Annotated in this window: 23 protein-coding genes; 9 read left to right on the forward strand and 14 right to left on the reverse strand. The window is 60.2% G+C overall.

Translation table 11 applies throughout. The features are described from left to right. Position 1: 1 nt before the first annotated feature. The 3 genes from ACIGGE_RS09975 to ACIGGE_RS09985 are packed head-to-tail and all read left to right on the forward strand — an operon-like array spanning position 2 to position 1695. Positions 2 to 616 carry an ATPase gene (locus ACIGGE_RS09975; RefSeq protein ID WP_397490224.1) on the forward strand — a complete coding sequence of 205 codons (615 nt, stop codon included), beginning with the start codon at positions 2 to 4 and terminating at the stop codon, positions 614 to 616. 27 nt (positions 617 to 643) lie between these two features. Next, the gene (gene epsC, locus ACIGGE_RS09980) at positions 644 to 1345 is read left to right on the forward strand and encodes a serine O-acetyltransferase EpsC (RefSeq protein WP_221597723.1); all 702 of its coding nucleotides are present in this window, start codon (positions 644 to 646) and stop codon (positions 1343 to 1345) included. Then, positions 1345 to 1695: a DUF2794 domain-containing protein gene (locus ACIGGE_RS09985; protein WP_196846529.1), complete on the forward strand. Its 351-nt coding sequence runs from the start codon at positions 1345 to 1347 to the stop codon at positions 1693 to 1695. Before epsC ends, ACIGGE_RS09985 begins: the two co-directional genes overlap by 1 nt. Positions 1696 to 1751: 56 nt before the next feature. On the opposite strand, the gene ACIGGE_RS09990 is transcribed toward ACIGGE_RS09985, so the two are convergent. Then, positions 1752 to 2681: an SDR family NAD(P)-dependent oxidoreductase gene (locus ACIGGE_RS09990; RefSeq protein WP_397490225.1), complete on the reverse strand. Its 930-nt coding sequence runs from the start codon at positions 2679 to 2681 to the stop codon at positions 1752 to 1754. Positions 2682 to 2798: 117 nt separating this feature from the next. Beyond that, entirely contained in the window at positions 2799 to 3533 is a 735-nt protein-coding gene (locus ACIGGE_RS09995; protein WP_397490226.1) for an HAD hydrolase-like protein, read from the reverse strand. Here ACIGGE_RS09995 and glmU point away from each other — a divergent pair. Together glmU and ACIGGE_RS10005 are read left to right on the forward strand one after the other, a co-directional pair. Continuing rightward, on the forward strand, positions 3532 to 4893 hold the full coding sequence (gene glmU, locus ACIGGE_RS10000; RefSeq protein WP_397490227.1) for a bifunctional UDP-N-acetylglucosamine diphosphorylase/glucosamine-1-phosphate N-acetyltransferase GlmU: 1362 nt from the start codon (positions 3532 to 3534) through the stop codon (positions 4891 to 4893). The two genes, ACIGGE_RS09995 and glmU, sit on opposite strands and share 2 nt — an antisense overlap. 155 nt (positions 4894 to 5048) lie before the next feature. Continuing rightward, positions 5049 to 5786 (forward strand): methyl-accepting chemotaxis protein, encoded by a 738-nt coding sequence (locus tag ACIGGE_RS10005; protein WP_282099639.1) that lies wholly within the window; start codon positions 5049 to 5051, stop codon positions 5784 to 5786. Between the two features lie 12 nt (positions 5787 to 5798). Here the strand turns inward: ACIGGE_RS10005 and ACIGGE_RS10010 are convergent, their stop codons facing one another. The 8 genes from ACIGGE_RS10010 to ACIGGE_RS10045 form a co-directional block, all read right to left on the reverse strand. Beyond that, positions 5799 to 7922: a prolyl oligopeptidase family protein gene (locus ACIGGE_RS10010; protein WP_397490755.1), complete on the reverse strand. Its 2124-nt coding sequence runs from the start codon at positions 7920 to 7922 to the stop codon at positions 5799 to 5801. 67 nt (positions 7923 to 7989) lie between these two features. Then, positions 7990 to 9372 (reverse strand): ArnT family glycosyltransferase, encoded by a 1383-nt coding sequence (locus ACIGGE_RS10015; RefSeq protein ID WP_397490228.1) that lies wholly within the window; start codon positions 9370 to 9372, stop codon positions 7990 to 7992. Positions 9373 to 9587: 215 nt separating this feature from the next. Then, positions 9588 to 9845, reverse strand: coding sequence for an ATP synthase F1 subunit epsilon (locus tag ACIGGE_RS10020; RefSeq protein WP_196846525.1), 258 nt, complete (start codon positions 9843 to 9845; stop codon positions 9588 to 9590). A gap of 4 nt (positions 9846 to 9849) precedes the next feature. Beyond that, entirely contained in the window at positions 9850 to 11307 is a 1458-nt protein-coding gene (gene atpD / locus ACIGGE_RS10025) for a F0F1 ATP synthase subunit beta (RefSeq protein WP_196846524.1), read from the reverse strand. Between the two features lie 32 nt (positions 11308 to 11339). Beyond that, positions 11340 to 11675, reverse strand: coding sequence for a hypothetical protein (locus ACIGGE_RS10030; protein ID WP_103024835.1), 336 nt, complete (start codon positions 11673 to 11675; stop codon positions 11340 to 11342). 59 nt (positions 11676 to 11734) lie between these two features. Beyond that, entirely contained in the window at positions 11735 to 12613 is an 879-nt protein-coding gene (locus ACIGGE_RS10035) for a F0F1 ATP synthase subunit gamma (protein ID WP_397490229.1), read from the reverse strand. A gap of 30 nt (positions 12614 to 12643) precedes the next feature. Beyond that, the gene (gene atpA, locus ACIGGE_RS10040) at positions 12644 to 14173 is read right to left on the reverse strand and encodes a F0F1 ATP synthase subunit alpha (RefSeq protein ID WP_196846522.1); all 1530 of its coding nucleotides are present in this window, start codon (positions 14171 to 14173) and stop codon (positions 12644 to 12646) included. 12 nt (positions 14174 to 14185) lie between these two features. Then, complete coding sequence (locus ACIGGE_RS10045) at positions 14186 to 14740, reverse strand: F0F1 ATP synthase subunit delta (RefSeq protein WP_397490230.1); 555 nt, start codon at positions 14738 to 14740, stop codon at positions 14186 to 14188. A 207-nt stretch (positions 14741 to 14947) separates the two neighbouring features. On the opposite strand from ACIGGE_RS10045, the gene ACIGGE_RS10050 reads away from it, so the two are divergent. Then, complete coding sequence (locus tag ACIGGE_RS10050) at positions 14948 to 15778, forward strand: TauD/TfdA family dioxygenase (protein ID WP_301642508.1); 831 nt, start codon at positions 14948 to 14950, stop codon at positions 15776 to 15778. Positions 15779 to 15782: 4 nt separating this feature from the next. Here the strand turns inward: ACIGGE_RS10050 and ACIGGE_RS10055 are convergent, their stop codons facing one another. Beyond that, positions 15783 to 17327: a serine protease gene (locus tag ACIGGE_RS10055; protein WP_397490231.1), complete on the reverse strand. Its 1545-nt coding sequence runs from the start codon at positions 17325 to 17327 to the stop codon at positions 15783 to 15785. Positions 17328 to 17410: 83 nt separating this feature from the next. Between ACIGGE_RS10055 and ACIGGE_RS10060 the strand changes: the two genes are divergently transcribed. Further along, positions 17411 to 18454, forward strand: coding sequence for a bifunctional transcriptional activator/DNA repair enzyme AdaA (locus ACIGGE_RS10060; RefSeq protein ID WP_397490232.1), 1044 nt, complete (start codon positions 17411 to 17413; stop codon positions 18452 to 18454). Between the two features lie 70 nt (positions 18455 to 18524). Next, on the forward strand, positions 18525 to 19286 hold the full coding sequence (locus ACIGGE_RS10065) for a siderophore-interacting protein (RefSeq protein ID WP_397490233.1): 762 nt from the start codon (positions 18525 to 18527) through the stop codon (positions 19284 to 19286). Between the two features lie 69 nt (positions 19287 to 19355). Here ACIGGE_RS10065 and ACIGGE_RS10070 read toward each other — a convergent pair whose 3' ends face one another. The 3 genes from ACIGGE_RS10070 to ACIGGE_RS10080 all read right to left on the reverse strand — a co-directional run bounded on the left by ACIGGE_RS10070 (position 19356) and on the right by ACIGGE_RS10080 (position 22713). Beyond that, complete coding sequence (locus ACIGGE_RS10070; protein WP_221597713.1) at positions 19356 to 20261, reverse strand: OmpA family protein; 906 nt, start codon at positions 20259 to 20261, stop codon at positions 19356 to 19358. A 255-nt stretch (positions 20262 to 20516) separates the two neighbouring features. Further along, complete coding sequence (locus tag ACIGGE_RS10075) at positions 20517 to 22082, reverse strand: cryptochrome/photolyase family protein (protein WP_397490234.1); 1566 nt, start codon at positions 22080 to 22082, stop codon at positions 20517 to 20519. 34 nt (positions 22083 to 22116) lie between these two features. Beyond that, a complete protein-coding gene (locus tag ACIGGE_RS10080) occupies positions 22117 to 22713 on the reverse strand; it encodes an NAD(P)H-dependent oxidoreductase (protein WP_221597711.1) in 597 nt (198 codons plus the stop codon). An 80-nt stretch (positions 22714 to 22793) separates the two neighbouring features. Between ACIGGE_RS10080 and ACIGGE_RS10085 the strand changes: the two genes are divergently transcribed. Further along, a complete protein-coding gene (locus ACIGGE_RS10085) occupies positions 22794 to 23180 on the forward strand; it encodes a helix-turn-helix domain-containing protein (RefSeq protein WP_301642514.1) in 387 nt (128 codons plus the stop codon).

The raw sequence follows: 23180 nt of genomic DNA on the forward strand, positions 1-23180 counted from the left end.
GATGACGTCGCAGATTGCGCTCCCGCTGATTCCGGCAGGTGCGAGAGATTCGGCATCCATCGCCATAGGATCCGGCAACCGTGCGGTTGCAGAAGCGCTTGCCGCACCTGAAAACTGGCCGTTTCGTACCGCCATTCTCCACGGACCACCGCGCTCTGGCAAATCGCTTCTGGCGCGCTGGTTTGCCAACCGGCATGCGGGAGGGGTGATCGATGGCGTGGAGGCGCTTGATGAAACCGAGGTCTTCCATAGCTGGAACAGGGCCCAGGAAGACGGTTTCCCGTTGCTGATTGTGGTTGATGGCGAAAACTGGACGATAACTCTTCCCGACTTGCGCAGCCGTATGGGGGCTGCCCTGCAACTCGAGATCGGTGCCCCGGACGACGATATGGCCGCCGAACTCATGCGCAACCACGCGTTGCAGCGCGGTCTTGTCCTGGGAGAGGGGGCACCTGCCTATCTCATCCCGCGTATGGAGCGCAGCTATGCGGCAATTGAGAAAATCGTGTCGGAAATCGACCGGCTGAGCCTTGAACGGCAGGTTCCGGCAACCCTATCTGTATGGCGAGACGCGCTGGAAGCGGTGCAGGGCCCCGAACAGGGCCGCTTGATTTAACTGCCCGCGAGTGGGAGAATAGTGCCAATGTTGGAACGGCTTGTCGCCTATCTCGACAGCGTGAAGGCACGCGATCCGGCCCCCCGCAGCCGCTGGGAAGTGCTGACATATCCTGGTGTCTGGGCCGTCGGGTATCACCGCATCGCGCATTGGCTGTTCGAGGCGGAGCTGTTTTTTCTCGCCCGATTGGTGAATCACTGGAGCCGTATGTTCACGGCGATCGACATTCATCCCGGTGCGAAGATCGGAAAGAACTTCTTCATCGATCACGGTTTTTCGGTGATCGGAGAAACCGCCGAGATTGGCGACAATGTGACCATCTATCAGTGCGTCACATTGGGCGGGACGAACCCGACGAATGGAAAGGGCGGCAAACGTCACCCGACCATTTCGGATGATGTCATCATCGGTTCGGGGGCGCAGGTGATCGGCCCGATTACTGTGGGTCGGCGCGCGCGTATCGGTGCCAATGCGGTCGTCACGGATGAAGTGCCGGAGGGTGCTACCATGATTGGTCTGAAGGCCCGCAGCACACTGGTCCCGGCTGAGGAGTGGGTGAAGGAATTCATTCCCTATGGCACGCCATGCGATGATCCGTGCGAAAGCACGCGCGAGCTTGGTCGCGATTGCATCGAAAAGCTCGAGAACGAGCTTAAGCAGCTGCGGGCGGAAGTCACTGCCCTGCGTGCCGAACGGGAACCGGTCCGACGCAGCGGGACCGAAGATTGATGAGCTATCTCGGCGACACGGTGGTCGCTTTCCCCGGGCGTAAACCGCAGCAAGTGGGCTTCGGTCGCGATGAACTGACGCGAATACTCGATCTTTACGGACGCATGGTCGCTGCTGGGGAGTGGCGTGATTATGCCATGGACTTCACGCGCGACGTAGCCGTTTTTGCAGCTTTCCGACGCGCAGCGGAAAGGCCGCAGGCGCGGATCGAGAAACGCCCGGCATTGCGCAATAAGCAGGGCATGTGGACGCTCTTCGGTGAACACGGCCAGATATTGAAACGCGGGCATGAACTGCCCGGCGTCATTGCCCCTGTCGAACGTCGCTTGCTGAAAGCGATCGACGATTAGGACATAAAAAAGGGCCCGCATGTGATGCGAGCCCTTTCGTAAGCTGTCGGTCAGTATCAGCTGCGGGCCCTGCTCGGCCCCGTACCGGTTACTTTCTGCATTGCGGTCAGGATAGCGCCCGACTGTTCGCTACCGGACTGCGGGGCCTTGAGGTTCGAAAATTCGCTGATCTTGTCCCAGTTGGCAGCAAAGCCTTCGACCGTGCGATCTTCGTCCTTCAGCCAGACTGCGTCGTTCATAACCGTCCAGGCGGAATGGAAACCACCAGCGCCGGCGCCGACGATGGCATTGGTCGGCGCATCTTCACTAACGAGGAAAAGCGCGGCGGGAACCACATTGACCGGATCGAACAGCTTGAAGGCTTCTTCGGGGAAGAGATCTTCGGTCATGCGCGTGCCAGCCACAGGCGAGATCGTGTTGACCTTGATGTTGTATTTCGCACCTTCGAGCTGCAGCGTTTTGGTCAGGCCAGCCAGACCCAGCTTGGCCGCACCATAGTTTGCCTGGCCGAAATTGCCGAACAGACCGGTCGAGGACGCGGTCATGAGAATACGGCCATAGGCCTGCTCGCGCATGGTTTCCCAAGCTGCCTTGGCGACATTGGCCGAACCGTTGAGGTGAACGTCAACGACGAATTCGAAATCGTCCATCGTCATTTTGGCGAAGGTCTTGTCGCGCAGAACGCCGGCGTTGTTGATGACGACATGCACGCCGCCCCACTTCTGCTTCGCGTCGGCGATCATCTTTTCCATCTGGTCGAATTCGGTGACCGAACCGCCGTTCGAAACCGCTTCGCCGCCGGCCTTTTCGATTTCCTCGACTACCTGCAGAGCCATATCCGAATGGCCGGTACCGTCGCGCGAACCACCCAGATCGTTTACGACGACCTTGGCGCCGCGCCGCGCGAGCTCCAGCGCGTATTCACGGCCCAGACCGCCGCCAGCGCCGGTGACGATTGCTACCTTGTCCTTGAAATCGATGCTCATGGAACTGCTCCTGCTATGTCGTTTACGTAAAGGTCAATGTGGGCTGCGAGGTGGCACGATCCCCTCGCAGTTGCAACAGGGGGCATGGCGGACCGCCATTCCGTAGCGGCGGACTGTTCAGCCGAGCCGCGCGAGAGCCGGTATGAGTTCGGACAACGAATCGATTTCCGCATCCGCACCCAGTTCGCCGCGGGGCTTGTCGCAATATCCATAGCGTGCGCCGATCACCGGCACATTGGCCGCGCGAGCCGCTTTCACGTCGTATGAACTGTCGCCCACGAAGGCGAGCGCCCCCCCACCGCCACGCCTGATGGCTTCGAAGATCGGGTCCGGTGCAGGCTTGGATCGTCCCTTGCCCATGGTATCGCCGCCGATGACGCCGGCGAAGCGATCGCGCAGACCCAGCGATTCCAGGATTTGCGAGGCGAAGCTTTCGAATTTGTTTGTCACCACGACCATGGCGATGCCACGATCTTCAAGGTCGGCCAGTACCTCGGCGGCGTGCGGGTACGGCCGCGTGTGGACTGCGTTGTTCTCTGCGTAGAAAGCCAGCATGGCTTTGTAGAGCTTGCGGAATTCTTCTTCCGGCAGGCCGCCCTGTTCGTCTACCGCGCGCATCAGCATGATCTTCGCACCGCCGCCGATGAGGTCGCTGGCGTGATCGGCGGGGACCTTCTCAAAACCACCGAGCTCAAGGGCGTGGTTGACGGCTGCGCCGAGGTCCCGGTGGGTTTCGAGCAGTGTCCCGTCGAGATCGAAACCGATAATCTGAAATGGCAGTTGGCTCATGCGACGGGCGGTGCAGTATGCGCCTTCAAACTGCAAGGGAATGATGGCAAGGGCCTTGATCATGAAAACCGATCGCGAATTCGCCGCCATAATTCTTGCTGCCGGCAAGGGAACCCGCATGAAAAGCACACTCCACAAGGTGCTTCATCCGATTGCTGGACGCCCGATGCTGATGCATCTGCTCGACAGCCTTGCGGAACTGGAACTCCAGCGCACCGTGGTCGTGGTTGGCGACAAGCGCGAGCAGCTGGATGCCGCGCTGGCGGATCGCGATATCACGACCGCTCTTCAGAAACCCCAGCTTGGCACGGCCCACGCTGCGCTACAGGCGCGCGAAGAATTGGCCGGGTTCACTGGTAACATTCTCGTGTGTTTTGGCGATTGCCCGATGGTCAAGGCGGCTACCGTTCGCAAACTGGTCGCTGCGCTGGACGATGGGGCCAAGGTCGCGGTGCTCGGTTTCCGCCCCAATGACCCACTGCAATATGGCCGCATCATTGCCGATCGCGATGGCCGGGTGGCGAAGATGGTGGAATATAAGGATGCAACGGAAGACGAAAGGGCGTGCGACCTTTGCAATTCCGGTCTCATCATTGCGCATTCGGACGACATGTGGGCGCTGCTGGATGGGGTCGGCAATGACAATGCGCAGGGTGAATATTACCTGCCCGATGTCGCGACAGGCGCCATCGCGCGGGGCGATAGAGTTGCCGTGGTGGAAACCGATGCGGCTGAAGTCGCGGGCATCAACAGCAGGGCCGAACTGGCGGCTGCAGAAGCGCAATGGCAGGATGATCAGCGCGATTACTGGATGAGCGAAGGGGTCACTCTGAGGGCTCCGGAAACCGTATTCTTCAGTTACGATACCAGGCTGGCTGCCGACGTCACGATCGACCCGAATGTGGTGTTCGGTCCCGGTGTGACCATCGCGAGCGGCGCTCATATCAAGAGCTTTTGTCACCTCGAAGGGGCAACTATCGGAGAAGACTGTTCGGTTGGACCCTACGCGCGCCTGCGGCCCGGCGCCGTTATGGGAAAGAACAGTTTTGTCGGCAATTTCGTCGAAATGAAAAAGGCAGTGCTGGGCGAAGGCGCAAAGGCAAGCCACCTCTCCTATCTCGGAGATGCTGAAATAGGCGCTAATGCAAATATCGGGGCGGGCACGATTACCTGCAATTACGATGGCTATTTTAAGTACAAGACCGTGATCGGGGAGCGCGCCTTTATCGGCTCCAACAGCTCTCTCATCGCGCCCGTCACGATTGGCGCGGATGCAATTGTCGGTGCGGGAAGTGCCGTCAGCCGTGACGTCGGTGCAGGCGATCTTCGGGTGGTCCGCGGCGAGCAGAGCGTGAAGCCTGGTTGGGCCGACCGCTTTCACGATGCGATGAAGAAGAAAAAAGCGGCCGAGAAGAAGGACTGACAGTTTCCACTTTCGTCGTACGATTCTTGTAGGCTCGATTTTTCGGAAATCACGGGCAGCGGCGGGCCGAAAGTCCGTCAGCCATCCCTATTCGTTTACAGCTCGTTTACCATGTTCCTTTAGCCGGCGGTGGAGGTTAATCGGGAGCCCCGACATTGGATACGGAAAAGTCTAGCCAGCTGGCCGAGTATAAGGCGGTATGGGCTGCGACAACGCAATCGTTTGGCATGGTCCAGATGACCTTCGACGGGATCATCACCGCAGCAAACGAAAAGTTTCTCGAGATCTTCGGATATCGCGAAAAGCAGGTGGTTGGTTTTCACCACCGCATGTTGTGCGATCATACTTATGCGCAGTCGCACGAGTATCGTAAGTTCTGGGCACAGCTGGGCGAGGGCCTGACGATGGCCAATCGTTTCAAGCGCGAACATCGTAATGGCGGCACCCTGTGGCTTCAGGCAGTCTACACGCCCATCTTCGATGCCGATGGAAAGCCTGCCCGAGTGCTCAAGATCGCGACCGATATAACGCGACAGACGGAGCTCGAACTGGAGCTCGACGACCGCCTACGCGACAGCGAGCGGCTGCGAAAGGAACTGGTGGAGGCTTCCAACATCAAGGAAGCGACCATTTCGGACATCGGCAAGATCGTGCGCACGATCGAGGCTGTCGCTGACCAGACGCGCCTTCTGGCACTGAATGCATCGATAGAGGCCGCGCGAGCTGGTGAAGCGGGCCGCGGCTTTGCCGTCGTCGCCGACGAGGTCAAGAAACTGTCTCTCACGATCGGCGAGGCGACGAGGCAGGCTGAGGGCCTGATGAAAAATGCCCTTGAATCCAAAAATCCGTCCACCCCGGCCAGGCCGGAGGGACGGATCAAATTGGTCGCCTAAGCTGCCCGTTTATCAGTCGGCCAGTCGCTGCAGCAGATAGATCATTTGCAGAGCCTGGAGCCTGGCGCGCTGTTCGTTGTCCACTCCGCCGGAATGGCCACCGGTGGTGTCTTCGAAATAATAATAATCCTGTCCCAGTTCCTTAACCCGTGCAGCGCCCTTGCGAGCATGGGCAGGATGGGTGCGATCGTCCGCAGTCGACGCCCAGAAGAATGGAGCAGGGTAATCCTTGCCTTCCAGCAGTTTCTGATAGGGAGAATAGGGTTCGATCCAGGCGCGCTGTTCCGGAATGCGTGGATCGCCATATTCGCCGATCCACGACGCGCCGCGTCCAATCTCGTGATAGCGCAGCATGTCGAACAGCGGGATCTGGACGATTGCCGCGTTGAATAGCTCCGGTCGCTGGGTGAAGGCCGTGCCGACCAGCAATCCGCCCTGCGAGCCACCCTGGATACCGAGGTGCTCGGGACTGGTGATGCCGCGTGCGATCGCGTCTTCCGCGATAGCAATGAAATCGTCCCAGGTGCGCTGCTTGTTTTCGCGAATTGCCGACTGGTGCCAGTTCGGGCCGAATTCGCCGCCCCCACGCATGTTGCCGAGGATGTAGGCTCCGCCACGCTCAACCCAGATCTTGCCGATCGAACCGAGGTAAGACGGTAGGCGCGGAACCTGAAAACCGCCGTAGCCGGTCAGCAAGGTAGGATTGGTGCCATCCATTACCATGCCCTTGGGCTTGACGAGGAAATACGGAATTTTCGTCCCATCGGCACTGGTCGCTTCGAACTGCTCGACTTCCATCCCGGCCGCATCGAAGTTGCTCGGGGAAGTCTTGATCACTTCGGGCGCGTCACTGCCATCGGAATAGTAGAGGGTCGACGGGGTGAGGAAATCAGTCACCGAATACATGATCTCGTCGGACCCATCGGAAGCCGCCGCTACCCCGAGTGTCGAGTTATCCGGTAGCGCAATTTCTGTGGAAACCCATTTGCCGTCCACATAGTCGAACTTGAGAACCCTGCCTCGAACATTGTCGAGAAGGCTTACATAAAGGCTCTCTGCCGTATTCGCCGCGCCTTGTTTGGTCTGCTTCGCTTCCGGCGCCCAGACGAGCGTCTTGGTCGCGCCATTCGGGTCGGCCTTGAACTCTTCCAGATCGACGGAAATCAAGGCATCCGCTGGGAATGTCTGACCCTGCGTCTTCCAATCCACATCGGTCGAAAAGAGCAACTGGCCGTCTATCAGGCCATAGGGCGCTGCTTTGAGCGGCATGTCGAGGCGCAGCCACTCGCCGTCTTTCTGCCAGAAGTATTCGGTTTCGTGGAAGCTGGTTGCGCGGAAGGCATACGTGCCATGTACAGTGCCGGTATGATCGCGCAGCAGCGTTGCTCCCGACCAAACGTCGGCTTCCTCGCCGCGCCAGATTTCTTCGGCTTGGTCGATTGGCGTTCCGCGTTTCCAAACGCGAGTTGTCCGTGGATATTGGCTTTCCGTTAGTGTGCCTTCACCGAAATCGCGGCTGACGAGCAGTGTATCCTGGTCCAGCCATTGGATGCCGCCTTGGCTTTTTTGATCCAGGACGAAACCGCCATCGACGAAGGACTTGGTCGACATATCGAATTCGCGAAGCACGGTGGCGTCCTCGCCGCCGTCGGATAGCGCGATCATACAGAGGCGCTCTTCTGGCGGCAGGCAATCGTAACCTTTGTAGACCCACTCCCGGCCTTCGGCCTTGGCGAGTGCATCCACATCGAGAACGGTTTCCCATTGTGGATTGTCGGTTCGATAGCTTTCCAATGTGGTGCGGCGGACAAGCCCGCGTGGATTCTGCTTGTCCTGCCAGAAATTGTACAGTCCGTCGGGCCGGATCGACACGTAGGGAATGCGATCTTCACTATCGTAGATTGCAAGCGCTTCGGCCTTGACCTCGCCGAACCGAGGGTCGCCCGCCAGCAACTCCGTAGTGCGTTCGTTTTCCGCCCGCACCCAATCAAGAGCCCTGTCGCTGCGCGCTTCTTCGAGCCAGATGTAACTGTCTTCCTCAGGGCCGGGAATGCCATCTTGAGCAATTGCGGGTGTGTTCGTTGCAAACGTCATGGCAGCCGCAATGGCCAGCGCAGATACGAGTTTCAAGGGCATGTCTCCGAAGAAGCTTGGAATGGCCTCAGAGTGAAGGCTCATCATCGGAAATTCAAGCTTCCGATTGTCAGTCGATCCGCTTCCATACTCTGATTGTGCGTTCGTGGAGGACGCCATTGGTCAATTCGCGATAATGGTCTGTTACCGCTCGCTCAACGAGTTGCCCTGCATCTTCGTTTTGGATCGTGAATTTTGTATCAGCGGTCACGATGATCGGCGGCCGGTTCGCAAGAATGCGTGCCACCTCGTCGGTCTGCTCTAAGCCGAGGGCATTTCGCTCAAGAGCGTTATTCAAGTGATCAGGGTAGATGTAGCGGGTGGGCAGGCAGCTACCGCTGAGCGTGTAGAGCGATGTCGGTCCGTCGAAGACCCACAAACATTTGGTCTTATTGTCGACATTGGGCGCTATGGCCCGTGACAGCCTATTCAGCGTTGCGCTCTGTTCTTGCGACTGTGCGTATTGCTGCGGCAAGAACAGCGTAGATGCTGCACCCGCAAGGACGATTGCAAACGGTATCCAGCGTACTTTTGTCCGGCAGTCGATGAGCGGAAGGGCTACCAGAATCGCGTTTGGGACCAATGCCGCGTAATAATACCGATAAACGGTCGCGGGCAGAAAGACCGTTGCAAGAGACGCGACAAGCCAGAAAAGAATAAAGATATAGGTTTGGCGTTCGCGCGGTGGACTTAATCGGATCGCTGCGTAACCGCCGAGAACGATCAGGACGACGAGCGGCGATACAAATGCGGTGTGATCTATATCGAGCCTGCCACTTGGAGAAGGCAGGCGATCAAAAAACGACGTGAAATTGGCGAACAGGAAAGCATCGAAGTGACCGATGCCAGTGTAGAAGGCGCCTACGGCGATTGTTGGAAATAGGCCCAGAGCGGCGAATGCAATCCCTGGCCGCCAGAGTTTAGACACCGGCGCGCCAAGTTTGTACTGCCCCCAAAGCGCCCACATACCAAAAAAGATACATTGCGGAACGACAGTGTATTTCACTTGCAAGGCCAACCCGCCGATCACCATCGCTGCAAGCGCGCGGCGAAAGGCGCGGGGATGGGCAGGATCTCGTACCAGCAGTGCCATCGCCAGCATCATCGGTACATAGAAAGCCTCCGACTGGCCGGAATGGCTGCCGTAAGTCGACATCAACACAACATAAAGCAGCCCGGCGCCGGAGGCTGCCACACGGTCGACGAGAGCACGGGACAGAACATACATAATCACCGCGCCAGCTAATGTGAACAATCCGGCGAGGACCTGATATGAAGCAGCCGCCGGACCGCCGACGGCATGCGCCAGAGCGAAGAGTGCAAACAGGCCAACCGGCTTTCGGTCCCACAGATCGACAAAGGGTAGTTTGCCTTCCAGCATCGCATTGCCGATGAGAGAATAGAGCTGCTCGTCTACGTCGGCATTTGCATTCCCGATCCACGGCGCGCGCACCGCGATTACCGCCAGCAGGAGGACGATACACGCGGCGACATCGGCGCGCCTCCATTTCCTGATCGGCTCGGTTTGGGGCAGCGAACTCATGACAAGCATATGTCCCGACATTGGTTAAATTACGCGTAAGCACGCTCCTCGGTGCCAAGCCTGCTCCGAAACGAAAAAGGGCGACCCGTGGGGCCGCCCTTCCTGTTTATTCTGTGGTACGAGCTTCAGCCTTCGACGTGCTCGGCTAGGACGGTCAGTCCTTTTTCGCTGACTTCCGCAAAGCCGCCGCGCACCTCGATGCTTTCCGGAGCGGCCCCTTCGGTCTTGTAGACCTGCACGGCGCCGTCGCGGATCGTGGACATGAAGGGCGCGTGACCCTCGAGCACACCAAATTCGCCTTCCGCTCCGGGGACGACGACCATGTGGACGTTTTCGGAGCGGACCAGCTTGGCCGGTGTGACGAGTTCGAAGTGGAGGGCCATGTGCTTACGATTCCTCGGCCAGCTTCTTGGCCTTCTCGACCGCCTGATCGATGCCGCCTACCATGTAGAAAGCGGCTTCCGGCAGGTGATCGTATTCGCCTTCGACGACGGCCTTGAACGACTTGATGGTGTCTTCGAGCTGGACGAACACGCCCGGAATGTTGGTGAACACTTCGGCGACGTGGAACGGCTGGGACAGGAAGCGCTGGATCTTGCGGGCACGGGCGACGGTCAGCTTATCTTCTTCGCTGAGTTCGTCCATACCGAGGATGGCGATGATGTCCTGCAGGCTCTTGTATTTCTGCAGTGTTTCCTGGACCTTACGGGCCGTTTCGTAGTGTTCCTGGCCGACGACGCGGGGTTCGAGAACACGGCTGGTGGAGTCGAGCGGATCGACGGCCGGGTAGATGCCCAGTTCCGAGATCGCGCGGCTCAGCGTGGTCGTTGCGTCCAAGTGGGCGAACGAGGTTGCCGGGGCCGGGTCGGTAAGGTCGTCGGCGGGAACGTAGATGGCCTGGACCGAGGTAATCGAGCCCTTGGTGGTCGAGGTGATGCGTTCCTGCAGATTGCCCATGTCCGTCGACAGGGTGGGCTGATAGCCAACGGCCGAAGGAATACGGCCGAGCAGAGCCGACACTTCCGAACCCGCCTGCGTGAAGCGGAAGATGTTGTCGACGAAGAACAGCACGTCCTGGCCTTCGACGTCGCGGAAGTATTCCGCCATCGTCAGACCCGAAAGAGCGACGCGGGCGCGGGCGCCCGGAGGTTCGTTCATCTGACCGAAAACGAGCGCCACTTTCGAACCTTCGGACGTTGCGTTGCCGTCCGCGTCCTTGGCGATGACGCCGGCGTCGAGGAATTCGTGATAGAGATCGTTACCTTCGCGGGTACGTTCACCCACGCCGGCGAAGACGGACACGCCGCCGTGGCCCTTGGCGATGTTGTTGATCAGTTCCTGGATCAGAACCGTTTTGCCAACGCCGGCGCCGCCGAACAGGCCGATCTTACCGCCACGCGCATAGGGAGCGAGAAGGTCGATCACCTTGATGCCGGTGACGAGAATAGCCGCTTCGGTCGACTGGTCGATGAACAGCGGGGCTTCCGCGTGGATCGGCATCGTCTGGTCTGCGCCGATCGGGCCGCGTTCGTCGATCGGCTGGCCGATGACGTTCATGATGCGGCCGAGCGTCTTCGGTCCAACCGGGACCGTGATCTGTGCGCCGGTGTTGACGACTTCCTGGCCACGAACGAGGCCGTCGGTGCCGTCCATCGCGATGGTGCGAACGGTGTTTTCACCGAGGTGCTGCGCGACTTCGAGAACCAGCGTGTTATCGCCGTTCTTCGTTTCCAGCGCGGTCAGGATGCCGGGCAGTTCACCTTCGAACTGCACGTCGACGACGGCGCCGATAACCTGGCTGATGGTGCCATTGGGCGATTGGTTGAGTACGGGAGCGGTGGCCATGATCTATGTCCTGACTTGGGGTTTATCGCGTCTTAGCCGACGCAAACATTTTCCGGATCGGCAAAGGTCCATTCGCCTTCGCCAGCAGTGAGTGTTGCCTTATTACGCAGGTATTCGTCGTCACCGAGGCCGAATTCGCAGACGACGTCCGGAGAACCCATGCCGGAGCGCTTGCAGACTGCAGTGTTGACGGGCTTTTCGTCGGGGCAAGCTTCTGCATACTTGACCGAAAACAGTTCCTGATCGGGCGCGGGCAGCGTTTCGACCGGTTCGGGCGTCGCGACTTCAGCCACGGGCTGTTCAGCCGGTTCATTGCCACATGCAGCAAGCAGGGCGAGAGCGGCGAGGGCGGGGATAGTCTTGATCATCGTAGTATGGCTCCGGTCAGCGTTCTGCGACACTTTCCGGCATCCTCTCCATTTATATTCTACAGCGCTTCCGCGCCGGCAATGATTTCGATCAGTTCTGTCGTGATCGCGGCCTGGCGGCTGCGGTTGTACTGAATGGTGAGCTTCTGGATCAGATCGCCGGCATTGCGCGTGGCGTTGTCCATCGCGGTCATCGAAGCGCCCTGTTCGGAAGCTTCGCGTTCCAGCAACGCACCGAACAGCTGGGTCTTCACATACCGCGGAAGCAGTTCTTCGAGAATTTCCTCTTCGCCCGGTTCGTATTCGACGACGGCATCGCCGCCGGTAGACGCTGCTGCGGGAGCAGGCGAAGGGACCGGGATAAGCTGATCGACCGTCGGATCCTGCGCCAGTGCCGACTTGAAGATCGGGTAGATAAGATGCGCGACATCGAATTCGCCATTCTCGAAACGCGCAATCAGATCATCGGCAATAGCCTCTGCTTCTTCAAACCCGATATTGCGCACAGCCGAGGTATCGAAATGCTTTTCGATGCTGCTGGCAAAATCGCGCTTGATCGGGGCGCGGCCCTTCTTGCCGACGAGGTAGAACTTCACGCCCTTGCCTTCGGCGATAAGCGCGCGGGCCTTGATCTTGGCGGCCTTGACGATGTTGGAGTTCAGACCGCCGCACAGACCCTTGTCGGTGTTGACGACTACCAGCAGGTGACGCTTGTCATTCCCGGTGCCGGCCAGCAGCCGGGGTGCGCTGTCGCCGCTGACCTTGCCGGCGAGCGAAGCCATGACGCCCGACAGCCGTTCGGCATAGGGGCGTGCAGCTTCGGCCGCAGCCTGAGCGCGACGCAGCTTGGCCGCTGCGACCATCTGTTTGGCCTTGGTGATCTTCTGGGTCGATTTGACCGAGTTGATCCGACCCTTGAGTTCCTTGAGGCTAGCCATTTCGGCTCCCTATCTTAGTGTCTCGTGGACTCAGGCGAACTGCTTGGCGAAGGTCTTCAGCGCGTCGACGACCTTGTTCTTGGTGTCGTCTTCGAACTTGCCGGTGGTGCGGATTTCTTCGAGCACGCCAGCATGTTCGGACCGCATGAAGCTCAGCATCTGGGCTTCGTAATCGGTCACGCGATCCACCGGAACGTCGTCGATGTAGCCATTGGTGCCAGCGAAGATCGACACGGTCTGCTCTTCGAACGGCATCGGCGAGAACTGCGGCTGCTTGAGCAGTTCGGTCAGGCGCGCACCGCGGTTGAGGAGCTTCTGCGTTGCGGCGTCGAGGTCCGAGCCAAACTGCGCGAAGGCAGCCATTTCGCGGTACTGTGCGAGGTCGAGCTTCATCGAGCCCGAGACCTTCTTCATTGCCTTCGTCTGAGCGGCACCGCCCACACGCGAAACCGACAGACCCACGTTAATGGCGGGACGGATACCCTGATAGAACAGGTCCGTTTCGAGGAAGATCTGGCCGTCGGTGATCGAGATCACGTTGGTCGGAATGTAGGCCGAGACGTCACCGGCCTGCGTTTCGATGATCGGCAGTGCGGTCAGCGAGCCGCCGCCTTCAGCCTTGTTCATCTTTGCCGCACGTTCGAGCAGGCGGCTGTGGAGATAGAACACGTCGCCCGGATAGGCTTCACGGCCCGGAGGACGACGAAGCAGCAGCGACATCTGACGATAGGCAACGGCCTGCTTGGAAAGGTCGTCGTACACTATGACGGCGTGCATGCCGTTGTCGCGGAAGAATTCGCCCATCGCAGCGCCGGTGTAGGGTGCGAGGTACTGCAGCGGAGCCGGTTCCGAAGCGGTTGCGGCCACGACGATGGTGTATTCCATCGCGCCGTTTTCTTCGAGCTGCTTCACGATCTGTGCAACGGTCGAACGCTTCTGGCCGACGGCGACGTAGATGCAGTAAAGCTTCTTGCCTTCATCGTCGGACTGATTGGCTTCCTTCTGGTTGATGAAGGTGTCGATCGCGACAGCCGATTTACCGGTCTGACGGTCGCCGATGATCAGTTCGCGCTGGCCACGGCCAACCGGGACGAGGGCGTCGATGGCCTTGAGGCCCGACTGCACAGGCTCGCTGACCGATTCACGCGGGATGATGCCCGGAGCCTTCTGTTCGACCAGACGACGCTCGGTCGTTTCGATCGGACCCTTGCCATCGATCGGATTGCCCAGAGCATCGACCACGCGGCCAAGAAGGGCCTTGCCGACGGGAACGTCCACGATGGTGTTGGTGCGCTTTACGCTGTCGCCTTCGCCGATTTCCTGGTCGGAGCCGAAGATAACCGCACCGACGTTGTCGGCTTCGAGGTTGAGCGCCATGCCCTGAACGCCATTGGCGAATTCGATCATTTCGCCGGCCTGCACGTTATCGAGGCCGTGGATGCGGGCAATACCGTCACCCACCGACAGCACGGTACCGACTTCGCTGACTTCGGCTTCAGTACCGAAATTGGCGATCTGGTCCTTGATGACCTTCGAGATTTCTGCGGCGCGGATATCCATGATGTGTGTCCTTTAAGCCTTCATGGCCTGGGAAAGCGAATTGAGACGGGTGCGGATCGAGGCATCGAGGCGCTTCGAACCGATGGTGACGACGAGGCCGCCCAGCAGATCGGGGTCGACGTTCGTGGAAAGTTTTACGGTGCGACCTTCGCGGGCCGTCAGCTTGGCTTTCAGATCGGCGAGCTGCGCATCGCTGAGCGCATGCGCGCTGGTCACTTCGGCCGTGACTTCCCCGCGCTGTGCGGCGGCGATGGCGCGGAATGCGCGAATTACCTGCGGAAGCTGCGACAGGCGGCGGTTCTGTGCCAGCACGCCCAGGAAGTTCTGTGTCAGCTCTGAAACGCCCAGAAGGGCAGACACGCCCCACAAGGCCTCTTGCGCATTGGCACGCGACACCTTGGGGTTGGTCGTGACGGCAGCGAGCTCGGGCGATTCGCCGAGCGCGGCCTCGATCTTGTCGAGGTCCGATTCGACCGCTGTCACGGTCCCGTTTTCGCTGGCGAGGTCGAACAGGGCCGAAGCGTAACGCCCTGCCAGGCTAGCCTGAATACCGGCGGAAATATCCACGCGCTTGAGGTCCTCTCGGGTCCGGAAGAAAAGTCTGTGCGAGCCGAGCCGTTCGCGGGCAGACAGGAGTCGCCCCGGCAAGGTCGGCGCGCGCCTAGCAAAGCCCCCCGTCAATGGCAAGCCGACTCCGGCCCGGGAATCTGGACTCCGTTGTTAAAGAGCGTAAATTACGTGGCGCAAAGAAACCAATCGCACGGGAGAGAAGCGATGGAGACCGTACCGCTGGCCCCGAATTGCGGGGTCGAAATTACCGGTGTGAATCTGGCCAGCGTGGATGGCCGGGAACTGGATAGCATAAAGCAGGCGATCTTCACGCACGGTGTCGCCCTGTTTCGCGGGCAGGACGATTTCACACCCGACGCGCATATCGCCTTTGCCAGGAGGTGGGGCGGCATCGACATCAACAACTACTTCCCGCTGACGGACGATCACCCCGAAATCGCAGTAGTGCGCAAACGGGCGGATCAGGTCACCAATATTGGCGGCGGATGGCACACGGATCATTCCTACGACCAGATCCCTGCGATGGGATCGATCCTGGTCGCGCGGACGCTGCCGCCAAGCGGGGGCGATACGCTGTGGGCGCATATGGGCGAGGCTTATGATGCGCTGTCCGACGAACTGAAGCAGGAGATCGAGGGGCTGGAGGCCTTCCACACCGCCGACCACATATATGAAGAAGGCGGGCTATACGCGCAGACCGACATCGGCAGCGATTTGCGCGGTCAGGGGCTGAAGACGGGCGCGACCCATCCCATCGTAATCCGTCACCCGCAGACCGGGCGCAAACTGCTGTATGTAAACAGCGCCTTCACGATCAATATCGTGGGCCGGACACGGCAGGAAAGCCTGCCGTTGCTGCAACGTCTATACGACGCCGCAACGCAGGCAGACAATGTCTGCCGCGTGGCGTGGGAAGCGGGGTCGGTGGCGATCTGGGACAACCGCACGACCTGGCATTTCGCGTCGAACGATTATCAGGGACATGCCCGCGAAATGCACCGCATCACGCTGACGGGTGAACCGCTGGCAGCCTGATCCGTCAGTTTCGCGCCTTGCATTCGTAGACCAGGCGTTCGTTCGCCTGCTGCGGCAGCTTGCCCAGCACTTCGCTCTGCAGTTCGCCGAGCCTGGAGGCGGCACCTTCGCTGCCACACTGGGGCGCTTCGAATTTGGCCCGGGCTTCGCGCGCTTCGCTCATTTCGCTGCGGGGAAGAAGATACCGTTCGCTGCGGAAGATGCGGCGGTCGGGATCGAAACTGTTGACCGACACGGCCGCCTCGTCGTTGGGCACGAACACGCGGCTCCACGAACCGCCGGCAAAGCCATATTGCGTGCGTTCGTTGACGCAGCCATCGGCGGTCCAGTCGAATTCCACGTCCTGCGTATCCGCACTGGTAATACGGCTGCGTTCGGGCACGAGCGTGCACAGCAGGGCCAGATCCTTGGCCTCGCCAGGTTCCGCATCGGAGCCATCGGCGCCTTCCTGCATGGAGGCCGCGACGCGGCGGTCGATTTCATCGAGGCCCGGGCGGGTCAGATAGGCGGCGAGGGCGATCAGGACGACGAAGGTCGTCGCGCCGCCGACGATGCGAAGACGCTTCTCGTCACGTTCGCCTGCGTCCTGCTGCCACAGGGTGAGCGCCCACTGGCCCAGGCCGAAGGCGACGAGCAGGAGCACGAAGGCCAGGAATACCCGGTCTTCACGCTCCATGATGACGGCCTGCTGCGCTTCGATCTGGGCGCGTTCGCGCCTGGCACGCGTGGCTTCGGTGCGTTCGGCCAGATCGGCGCGCGCAGCCATCTGTTCGCTCTGCATGCGTTCCCGCTCGGCCGCGTCGAGATCGGCCATGGAACGGCAGGTGGTGTTGTTGACGCGGGGCTCGACCTCGTTTTCGCGCAGGAAGGGAAGAAGCTCGCGATTGGATACGGCGAAATAGAATTCCGCATCGCCGCCATCGTTGTCTGCCCCGAAACTGTTCACCCCGACCACGCGGCCGCAGGCGTCGAGCAGGGGACCCCCGGAGTTTCCGCGCGCGATGGGGGCGGTGTGCAGGATGGTGTCGAACTGACGGCTGGGGCGCGCGCCCGAAATGAAGCCGCGACTTTTCACCGGAGGCTGGCTGCGGAAGATGTCGCTGATGTCGAGCCCCTGGGCGCGGTCGACATTCATCGGATAACCGACGCTGGTTACCTCGCCGCTGTCGGGCGGCAGCCCGCCGGCAATCGCCAGGGGGGGCAGGCGCAGATCGCCCGTGATCCGTATGAGCGCCAGATCGTTGCGCGTCGAAACGGCGATAAGCTGGCCGTAGACCGCCTCGCCCCCGCCAGTGGGGACGATGCCGATCTTCATCACCTCGTCACGCAGCGCGTCGCGCACGACATGGGCGTTCGTCACGACCTTGTCCGGGGCGACGGCGAAGCCCGTGCCGTGGCTGATCGGGAACAGCTCGCCATCCTCTTCGCCGATGATGACGACGCGCACCACGCCGCGGGCGGCCGCATCGATATCGGCAGGATCCGCATGGGCCATCGCCGGCGCGAGGAGCGTGAGCAAGGCGGCAAGGAAGAGTGGAAGGCGTCCCATCGGAGCCGCCTTGTGAAGATCATTGGCTTTGATCGCAAGATGCGGGATGCATCGCGCGGGGGACTGGCGCACATCGGCGTTCCATGCGCTATAGGGAGGCTGCCGTGACCATCACCGACGACACTGCCTGGGCCGCCGTCATGCGGCGCGACCGAACCTATGACGGGCGGTTCGTCACCGGCGTGCTGACCACGGGTATCTATTGCCGACCATCCTGCGCGGCGCGACATCCGGACCGGGGCAATGTGCGCTTTTTTACCGATTGTGCGGCGGCGCGGGCGGCGGGCTTGCGGGCATGCCAGCGCTGTCTGCCGGACGACGTCGGGCGGGACGAGGCAGCCGTGCTGGCCGCGATCGACGAGATCCGCAATGCGCAGGACGTACCTTCGCTCGCGGTTCTGGCCGAGTTGACCGGCTATTCGCCGACGCATTTCCAGCGCATCTTCAAGCGCGCGATCGGTCTTTCGCCGGCGAGCTACGCCCGGGCCCTGCGCGAAGAACGTGCGCGCAATTCCCTTTCGGCCGGTGAAAGCGTGACCGGCGCGATCTATGAGGCCGGCTATGGATCGGCATCACGCTTTTACGAAAATACGAAAGGACGGCTGGGGATGACGGCAAGTGCATGGGCGAACGGCGGAGCGGGCGTGACGATCAACTGGGCGGTGGTCGAAACGAGCATGGGGCCGATGCTCGTCGCGGCGACGCAGAAGGGCGTCTGCCGTCTGTCGTTCGGCGAGGACGAGAGCGAGCTGGCACGCCGGTTCCCGAAGGCCGAGCTTGTGGAAGGCGGCGACGCGTTCGCAAAATTGCTAGCCGAGGTCGTGGCCAGCGTCGAGGCACCGGGTGATTTTTCGCATATCCCGTTGGACGTGAAGGGAACTGCTTTTCAGGAGGCGTGCTGGGACGCGCTGCGTGCAATCCCTCCAGGCGAAACGCGCACTTATTCGGAAATCGCCGCGGCGGCAGGCAATGCCAAGGCGGTACGCGCGGCGGGGAGCGCGAACGCAAGGAACAATGTGGCCGTTCTGATCCCGTGCCACCGCGTCGTGCGCAAGGGCGGCGACCTCGGCGGCTATGCCTATGGCCCCGATATCAAGCGCGAATTGCTGAAGCGGGAACGGCGGTAAGGGCGGTCGCCCTGAGAACCGCCGGAACAATCGGCCTCGAATTGCGAATGATTCTCATTAACTGAAGGCGATGAGCACGAGACCAAGCCCGCGAACCCTTACAGTCCAATGCAGCCGGCGCCTGTCCCCATCGATGATCCGCATCACGCTGGGCGGCGATGAGCTAAGAGACTTTCCCACCGGCTTTGCAGGCGGTTATATCAAACTCATCCTGTCGCCACCGACTGCGACATCGAAAGCGGTTATACGAACCTATACGATCCGCCATCAACGCAGCGATGCGATCGACGTCGATTTCGCATTGCATGGAGGAGAAGCCGCAGGACCAGCGACACGCTGGGCGCTGTCGGCAATGCCGGGTGATACCGTCCTGGTCGGAGGGCCGGGATTGCCCAAGCCCCTGCCGGAAGGTCGCGACTTCTATCTTGTCGCCGGTGATATGACTGCTTTGCCAGCCATCTGCGTCAACCTTTCTGCTCTTGCTGCGAATGCTCGGGGATTAGCCGTCATCGAGATACAAGATGAGGCAGACCGACCGGACATCATCGCTCCCGAAGGCGTGCAGATCCGTTGGCTTATCAATCCGGAACCGGGACGGCATCCCGATCTCTTGGTCGAGGCGCTGCGATCGATCGGGCAGCCTGAAGGAAAGATCGCCGCGTGGGCAGCGTGCGAATTCACCTCGATGAGGAAACTGCGCGATTACCTGCGCGGCCAGATGGGCCTTGGCGGGGACGATCTTTATATCTCGAGCTACTGGAAGCACGGACTGATCGAAGACGAACACAAAGAGATCAAGCGGGCGGATGCAGATGCCCAGCCGGTATCTTGATTGCATGAACGACCGATAGAAAAAGGGCGGACCGTGAGGCCCGCCCTTTTTGCTGAAGATCGGTTCGGATCAGAACCCGGACCCCATCCCGTCTACACTCTTGCTCACGAGGATGTTGACGGCAACGCGGCGGTTCTGCGCTTTGCCGGCTTCGGTCGTGTTATCCGCCGCAGGATCCGCCTCAGCCATGCCGGTCGGCGTCATCATGCGATACGGGGCCCACTTGCATTCCTGCTGGAGGAAGTTGACGACGCGCGCCGCGCGCTTTTCGCTGAGTTCTTGGTTGAACTCGTAATCGCCGGTCGAATCGGTGTAGCCGACGACGAGGAGCAGGGCGTTCGATGTTGCATCTGCCTGGCCAGCGGCCTGACACAGTTCGGCCCGCGCGGAATCCGACAGGGTGTACTTGCCCGTGTCGAAATAGACGTTGGTGACGCCCTTCACGTTGTATTCGTCGATATTGGCGACCCGGCCACGCAGAGCCTCGGTAGCGGCTTCGTTGGAAGCAAAGCGCTGATCCGTTCCGTTGTGGATCATCCGCGCCGTCTTCAAGTCCTTGCTCTTGAGCGCGACCTTGGTCGCGATCAGACCGCGATTGGCCCATTCGACCGTTTGGACTTCGACAGGCAGACCATTCAGGAGATCTGCAGGGGGCAGGGTATCCTTGTTGAGGCCGAGGAAGCCACCGCTGCTGCGGATTTCAGTCGCCGGGCTGATCGCTACGATGGTGCGCGCGCCATCGACAGTGGTAACCTGCATCTTGTCGTCCGTGCGAGCGGAAATGACGCCTTCGACGGTCGGGCCATCGGGCATGCCGGACAGATCGCTGGGAGTGGTGCCGGTGACAGTGGTTAGAACTTCACCGTCCTGACCGTCCTGCGGTGCGATTTCTTGTGCGTAGACACTACCGGTCACAGGCAGAGTCAGTGCGGCAATTATGGCCAATGTCTTCGAACTTTTGGAAATGGCAGTCATAATCTTCTCCTTAAACCGTCAACCGCATGTGCCATGTGCCCGGACCAAACCTGTCCGGTGCACCCCCTCCGTTAAGCATATGCGGGCAAATGAGCCCCCTTTGTCCATCATCAATCACATGCGGCACACGGCCGCGGGTCGGCACCGGTGTGCAGGTCGACCTTATGCGCAAATGAACGTCCCCCCATTTGTCTCCAAACGAGTCGTCAATCTGACCTCAATATGCGGTGAAGCGACGTTCAGGAGGTCGCAGCGTTAACCATCTTTGCGGCGAGCCCAGCCCGAACGGGCCGGTGTGAGGGTATTGAGGAAGCGATCTGCACTACGCAGGTAGTCCCGCTGCTTTTCAGACCCCATCCGATCCCAATTGGCGTAAATCCGGCCGATCCGCCGGTTCTTTTCCAGCCGGTCACGGTGCCGGTGCATAAAGTGCCAATATAGCGGGTTGAACGGGCATGCGCCTTCGCCGGTCTTCTTGTTCGGCGAGTATGCACAGCCCGCACAATAATTGCTCATCTTGTTGATGTAGTTTCCGCTGGCGGCGTATGGTTTGGACGCGAGCTTCCCACCATCGGCATAAAGGATCATGGCCGACACATTGGGCAGTTCGACCCATTCGTAAGCATCGGCATAAACAACAAGGAACCAGTCCTGTACGTCGCGCGGAATTATACCCGCTAGCAATGCAAAATTGCCGAGCACCATCAGGCGCTGGATATGGTGCGCATGCGCGTTATCGCGCGTCGAACGGATACAGTCGGCAAGGCAGGCCATTTCGGTTTCGCCTGTCCAGTAGAATTCGGGCAGCCCCCGTTGCGCATTGAGTTCATTGGCAGTCTGCAAATGCGGCATCTGGTTCCAATAGAAGCCGCGCACGTATTCTCGCCAGCCGATGATTTGCCGGATGAAGCCTTCCACCGAATTGAGCGGCGCCTTGCCGTCACGATAGGCTTGCTCGGCGCGATGGCAGAGATCGAGCGGGTCGAGCAGCCCGAGATTGAGGCTGGTGGACAGCATAGAGTGAAACAGGTCGTCCTCGCCCGCGACCATTGCATCCTGATAGGGACCGAAGCATTCGATCCGTTCGGCGAAAAACGCGTCGGCAGCGTCTTCTGCTTCCTCGCGCGTGACGGGCCATTCGAATTTCTCGAGGCTGCCGAAATGATCGCGAAATCGATCTTCGACCAGTTCGATGACCTGCTGTGTGATCTGGTCTGGTTCGAACTTCGGGCGTTCCGGCGCGGCAAGGCCTTCCTTAGGTGGCTGGCGGTTTTCGCTATCGTAGTTCCATTCTCCGCCTTCGGGCCTGTCCCCATCCATAAGCAGGCCGGTCTTTCGGCGCATTTCGCGATAAAAGAACTCCATCCGCAATTCGGTGCGGCCTTCGGCCCATTCATCGAATTCCGGCTGGGGGCAGATGAAGCGGTCGTCTCGCAGGATCTCCACGTCGCAGGGAAATTTATCGGGCCATTGTTCCATATCCTGGCGGACCCGCCATTCGCCCGCTTCCACGACCCTGATCAGGCGCGGTGAATGGTATTCGACCGCGCGGGCCAGCTCGCCAGTAAAGCTGCCCGCATTGTCTTTGTCGTCGAGCTTGACGTAAGCCACCGTCCAGCCGGCTTCGCGCAACTCGTCGGCGAAGTGGCGCATGGCTGAAAAGATCAGGGCGATCTTCTGCTTGTGATGTTTGACGTATGTTGCCTCGTCCCAGACCTCCATCATCAGGATGACGGTGTCGTCCTTGGCGCACCCACGGATCGACGCGATTTGGCGACTCAACTGATCGCCGAGTATGGGAACGATAACGGGGCCGGGCATTGCCGTTTCAATGCCCAGCGTCCGTCTTGGTGCCTCAGAGTTTTGCGATCGTTTCTTTTGCCGCTTCCATTCCGGCGGCGATCGCTTCCGGACCGAAGCCGGCTTTTTCGACGCGCACGAAATGAAGGTCGTCGACCCCAATGAAACCGAAGAAAGTCGTCAGCAGGCTTTCCTGGTTTTCCGCCATCTGATCGTTGGAATATTCGCCGCCACGCGCCGATGCGATCACGACCTTGCGACCGCCCGCCAAGCCTTCCGGTCCAGCTTCAGAATATTGGAACGTGACGCCGGGCACACCGAGGCGATCGAGCCATGCCTTGAGCTGTGAGGGGATGGTGAAATTGTACATCGGCGCGCCAACGATCACGATGTCGCTCGCGAGAAATTCGTCGAGCACGGCGCGCTGGTCGGGATAGGCAGCCGCGACGGCTTCTTCATGCGTGTCCGGCGCGGTGCGGATCGCCTTGGTGGTGATCGGGTCGATGTGGGCGAGCGGTTCTGCGACGAGATCGCGGGTGACGAGCGTGGCGTCGGGATGTTTGGCCGTGAAGTGAGCGACCAGCTCGTCGGTCAGCTTGCGGCTGATCGATTGATCGCCGGTGGTCGAACTGTCGATGCGAAGGATTTGCACTATTGAAACTCCGTAGTTACTATCGATAACTTGGAGGCTATATGGAAACTACAACCCGACTTGCACAAGAAGGCACTTTTGTGTCCGATAGGGACACCGGTGTAACCCTTGAAGTTCACAACGCGCCGCAATGTACGGCCGTGAACGATATTCTCGCCCGCGTCGGGGATAAATGGTCCGTGCGCGTGGTGATGGCGCTGACCGAGGAATCGCGGCGGTTCAATGAATTGCGGCGCGAAATTCCCGGTATTTCCCAGCGCATGCTGACACGGACGCTGCGCGGGCTGGAGCGGGACGGGCTCGTCAGTCGCGCAGTGACGCCGACAGTGCCGCCCCGTGTCGATTACGCGCTGACCGCGCTCGGCAAATCCTTGTGCAACCCTGTCGCCCAGCTCGGCAATTGGGCTATCGCCAACATCGGCAAGGTAGAAGCCGCTCGCGCCGTGTTCGACAGCGAGCAGGATTAA

The sequence above is a fragment of the Qipengyuania sp. NPDC077410 genome (genome assembly GCF_044543405.1).
Taxonomy (GTDB): Bacteria; Pseudomonadota; Alphaproteobacteria; order Sphingomonadales; family Sphingomonadaceae; genus Qipengyuania; species Qipengyuania pacifica.

Coding starts and splice junctions, on each gene's coding strand:
- ACIGGE_RS10010 (WP_397490755.1), bottom strand. CDS start 7,922: ATGCCCTTGAAACTCGTATCTGCGCTGGCCATTGCGGCTGCCATGACG.
- ACIGGE_RS10055 (WP_397490231.1), bottom strand. CDS start 17,327: ATGGGACGCCTTCCACTCTTCCTTGCCGCCTTGCTCACGCTCCTCGCG.
- ACIGGE_RS10050 (WP_301642508.1), top strand. CDS start 14,948: ATGGAGACCGTACCGCTGGCCCCGAATTGCGGGGTCGAAATTACCGGT.
- ACIGGE_RS10030 (WP_103024835.1), bottom strand. CDS start 11,675: ATGATCAAGACTATCCCCGCCCTCGCCGCTCTCGCCCTGCTTGCTGCA.
- ACIGGE_RS10075 (WP_397490234.1), bottom strand. CDS start 22,082: ATGCCCGGCCCCGTTATCGTTCCCATACTCGGCGATCAGTTGAGTCGC.
- epsC (WP_221597723.1), top strand. CDS start 644: ATGTTGGAACGGCTTGTCGCCTATCTCGACAGCGTGAAGGCACGCGAT.
- ACIGGE_RS10065 (WP_397490233.1), top strand. CDS start 18,525: ATGAGCACGAGACCAAGCCCGCGAACCCTTACAGTCCAATGCAGCCGG.
- ACIGGE_RS10070 (WP_221597713.1), bottom strand. CDS start 20,261: ATGACTGCCATTTCCAAAAGTTCGAAGACATTGGCCATAATTGCCGCA.
- atpD (WP_196846524.1), bottom strand. CDS start 11,307: ATGGCCACCGCTCCCGTACTCAACCAATCGCCCAATGGCACCATCAGC.
- ACIGGE_RS09985 (WP_196846529.1), top strand. CDS start 1,345: ATGAGCTATCTCGGCGACACGGTGGTCGCTTTCCCCGGGCGTAAACCG.
- ACIGGE_RS10060 (WP_397490232.1), top strand. CDS start 17,411: ATGCGCTATAGGGAGGCTGCCGTGACCATCACCGACGACACTGCCTGG.
- ACIGGE_RS10020 (WP_196846525.1), bottom strand. CDS start 9,845: ATGGCCCTCCACTTCGAACTCGTCACACCGGCCAAGCTGGTCCGCTCC.
- glmU (WP_397490227.1), top strand. CDS start 3,532: ATGAAAACCGATCGCGAATTCGCCGCCATAATTCTTGCTGCCGGCAAG.
- ACIGGE_RS09995 (WP_397490226.1), bottom strand. CDS start 3,533: ATGATCAAGGCCCTTGCCATCATTCCCTTGCAGTTTGAAGGCGCATAC.
- ACIGGE_RS09975 (WP_397490224.1), top strand. CDS start 2: ATGACGTCGCAGATTGCGCTCCCGCTGATTCCGGCAGGTGCGAGAGAT.
- atpA (WP_196846522.1), bottom strand. CDS start 14,173: ATGGATATCCGCGCCGCAGAAATCTCGAAGGTCATCAAGGACCAGATC.
- ACIGGE_RS09990 (WP_397490225.1), bottom strand. CDS start 2,681: ATGAGCATCGATTTCAAGGACAAGGTAGCAATCGTCACCGGCGCTGGC.
- ACIGGE_RS10035 (WP_397490229.1), bottom strand. CDS start 12,613: ATGGCTAGCCTCAAGGAACTCAAGGGTCGGATCAACTCGGTCAAATCG.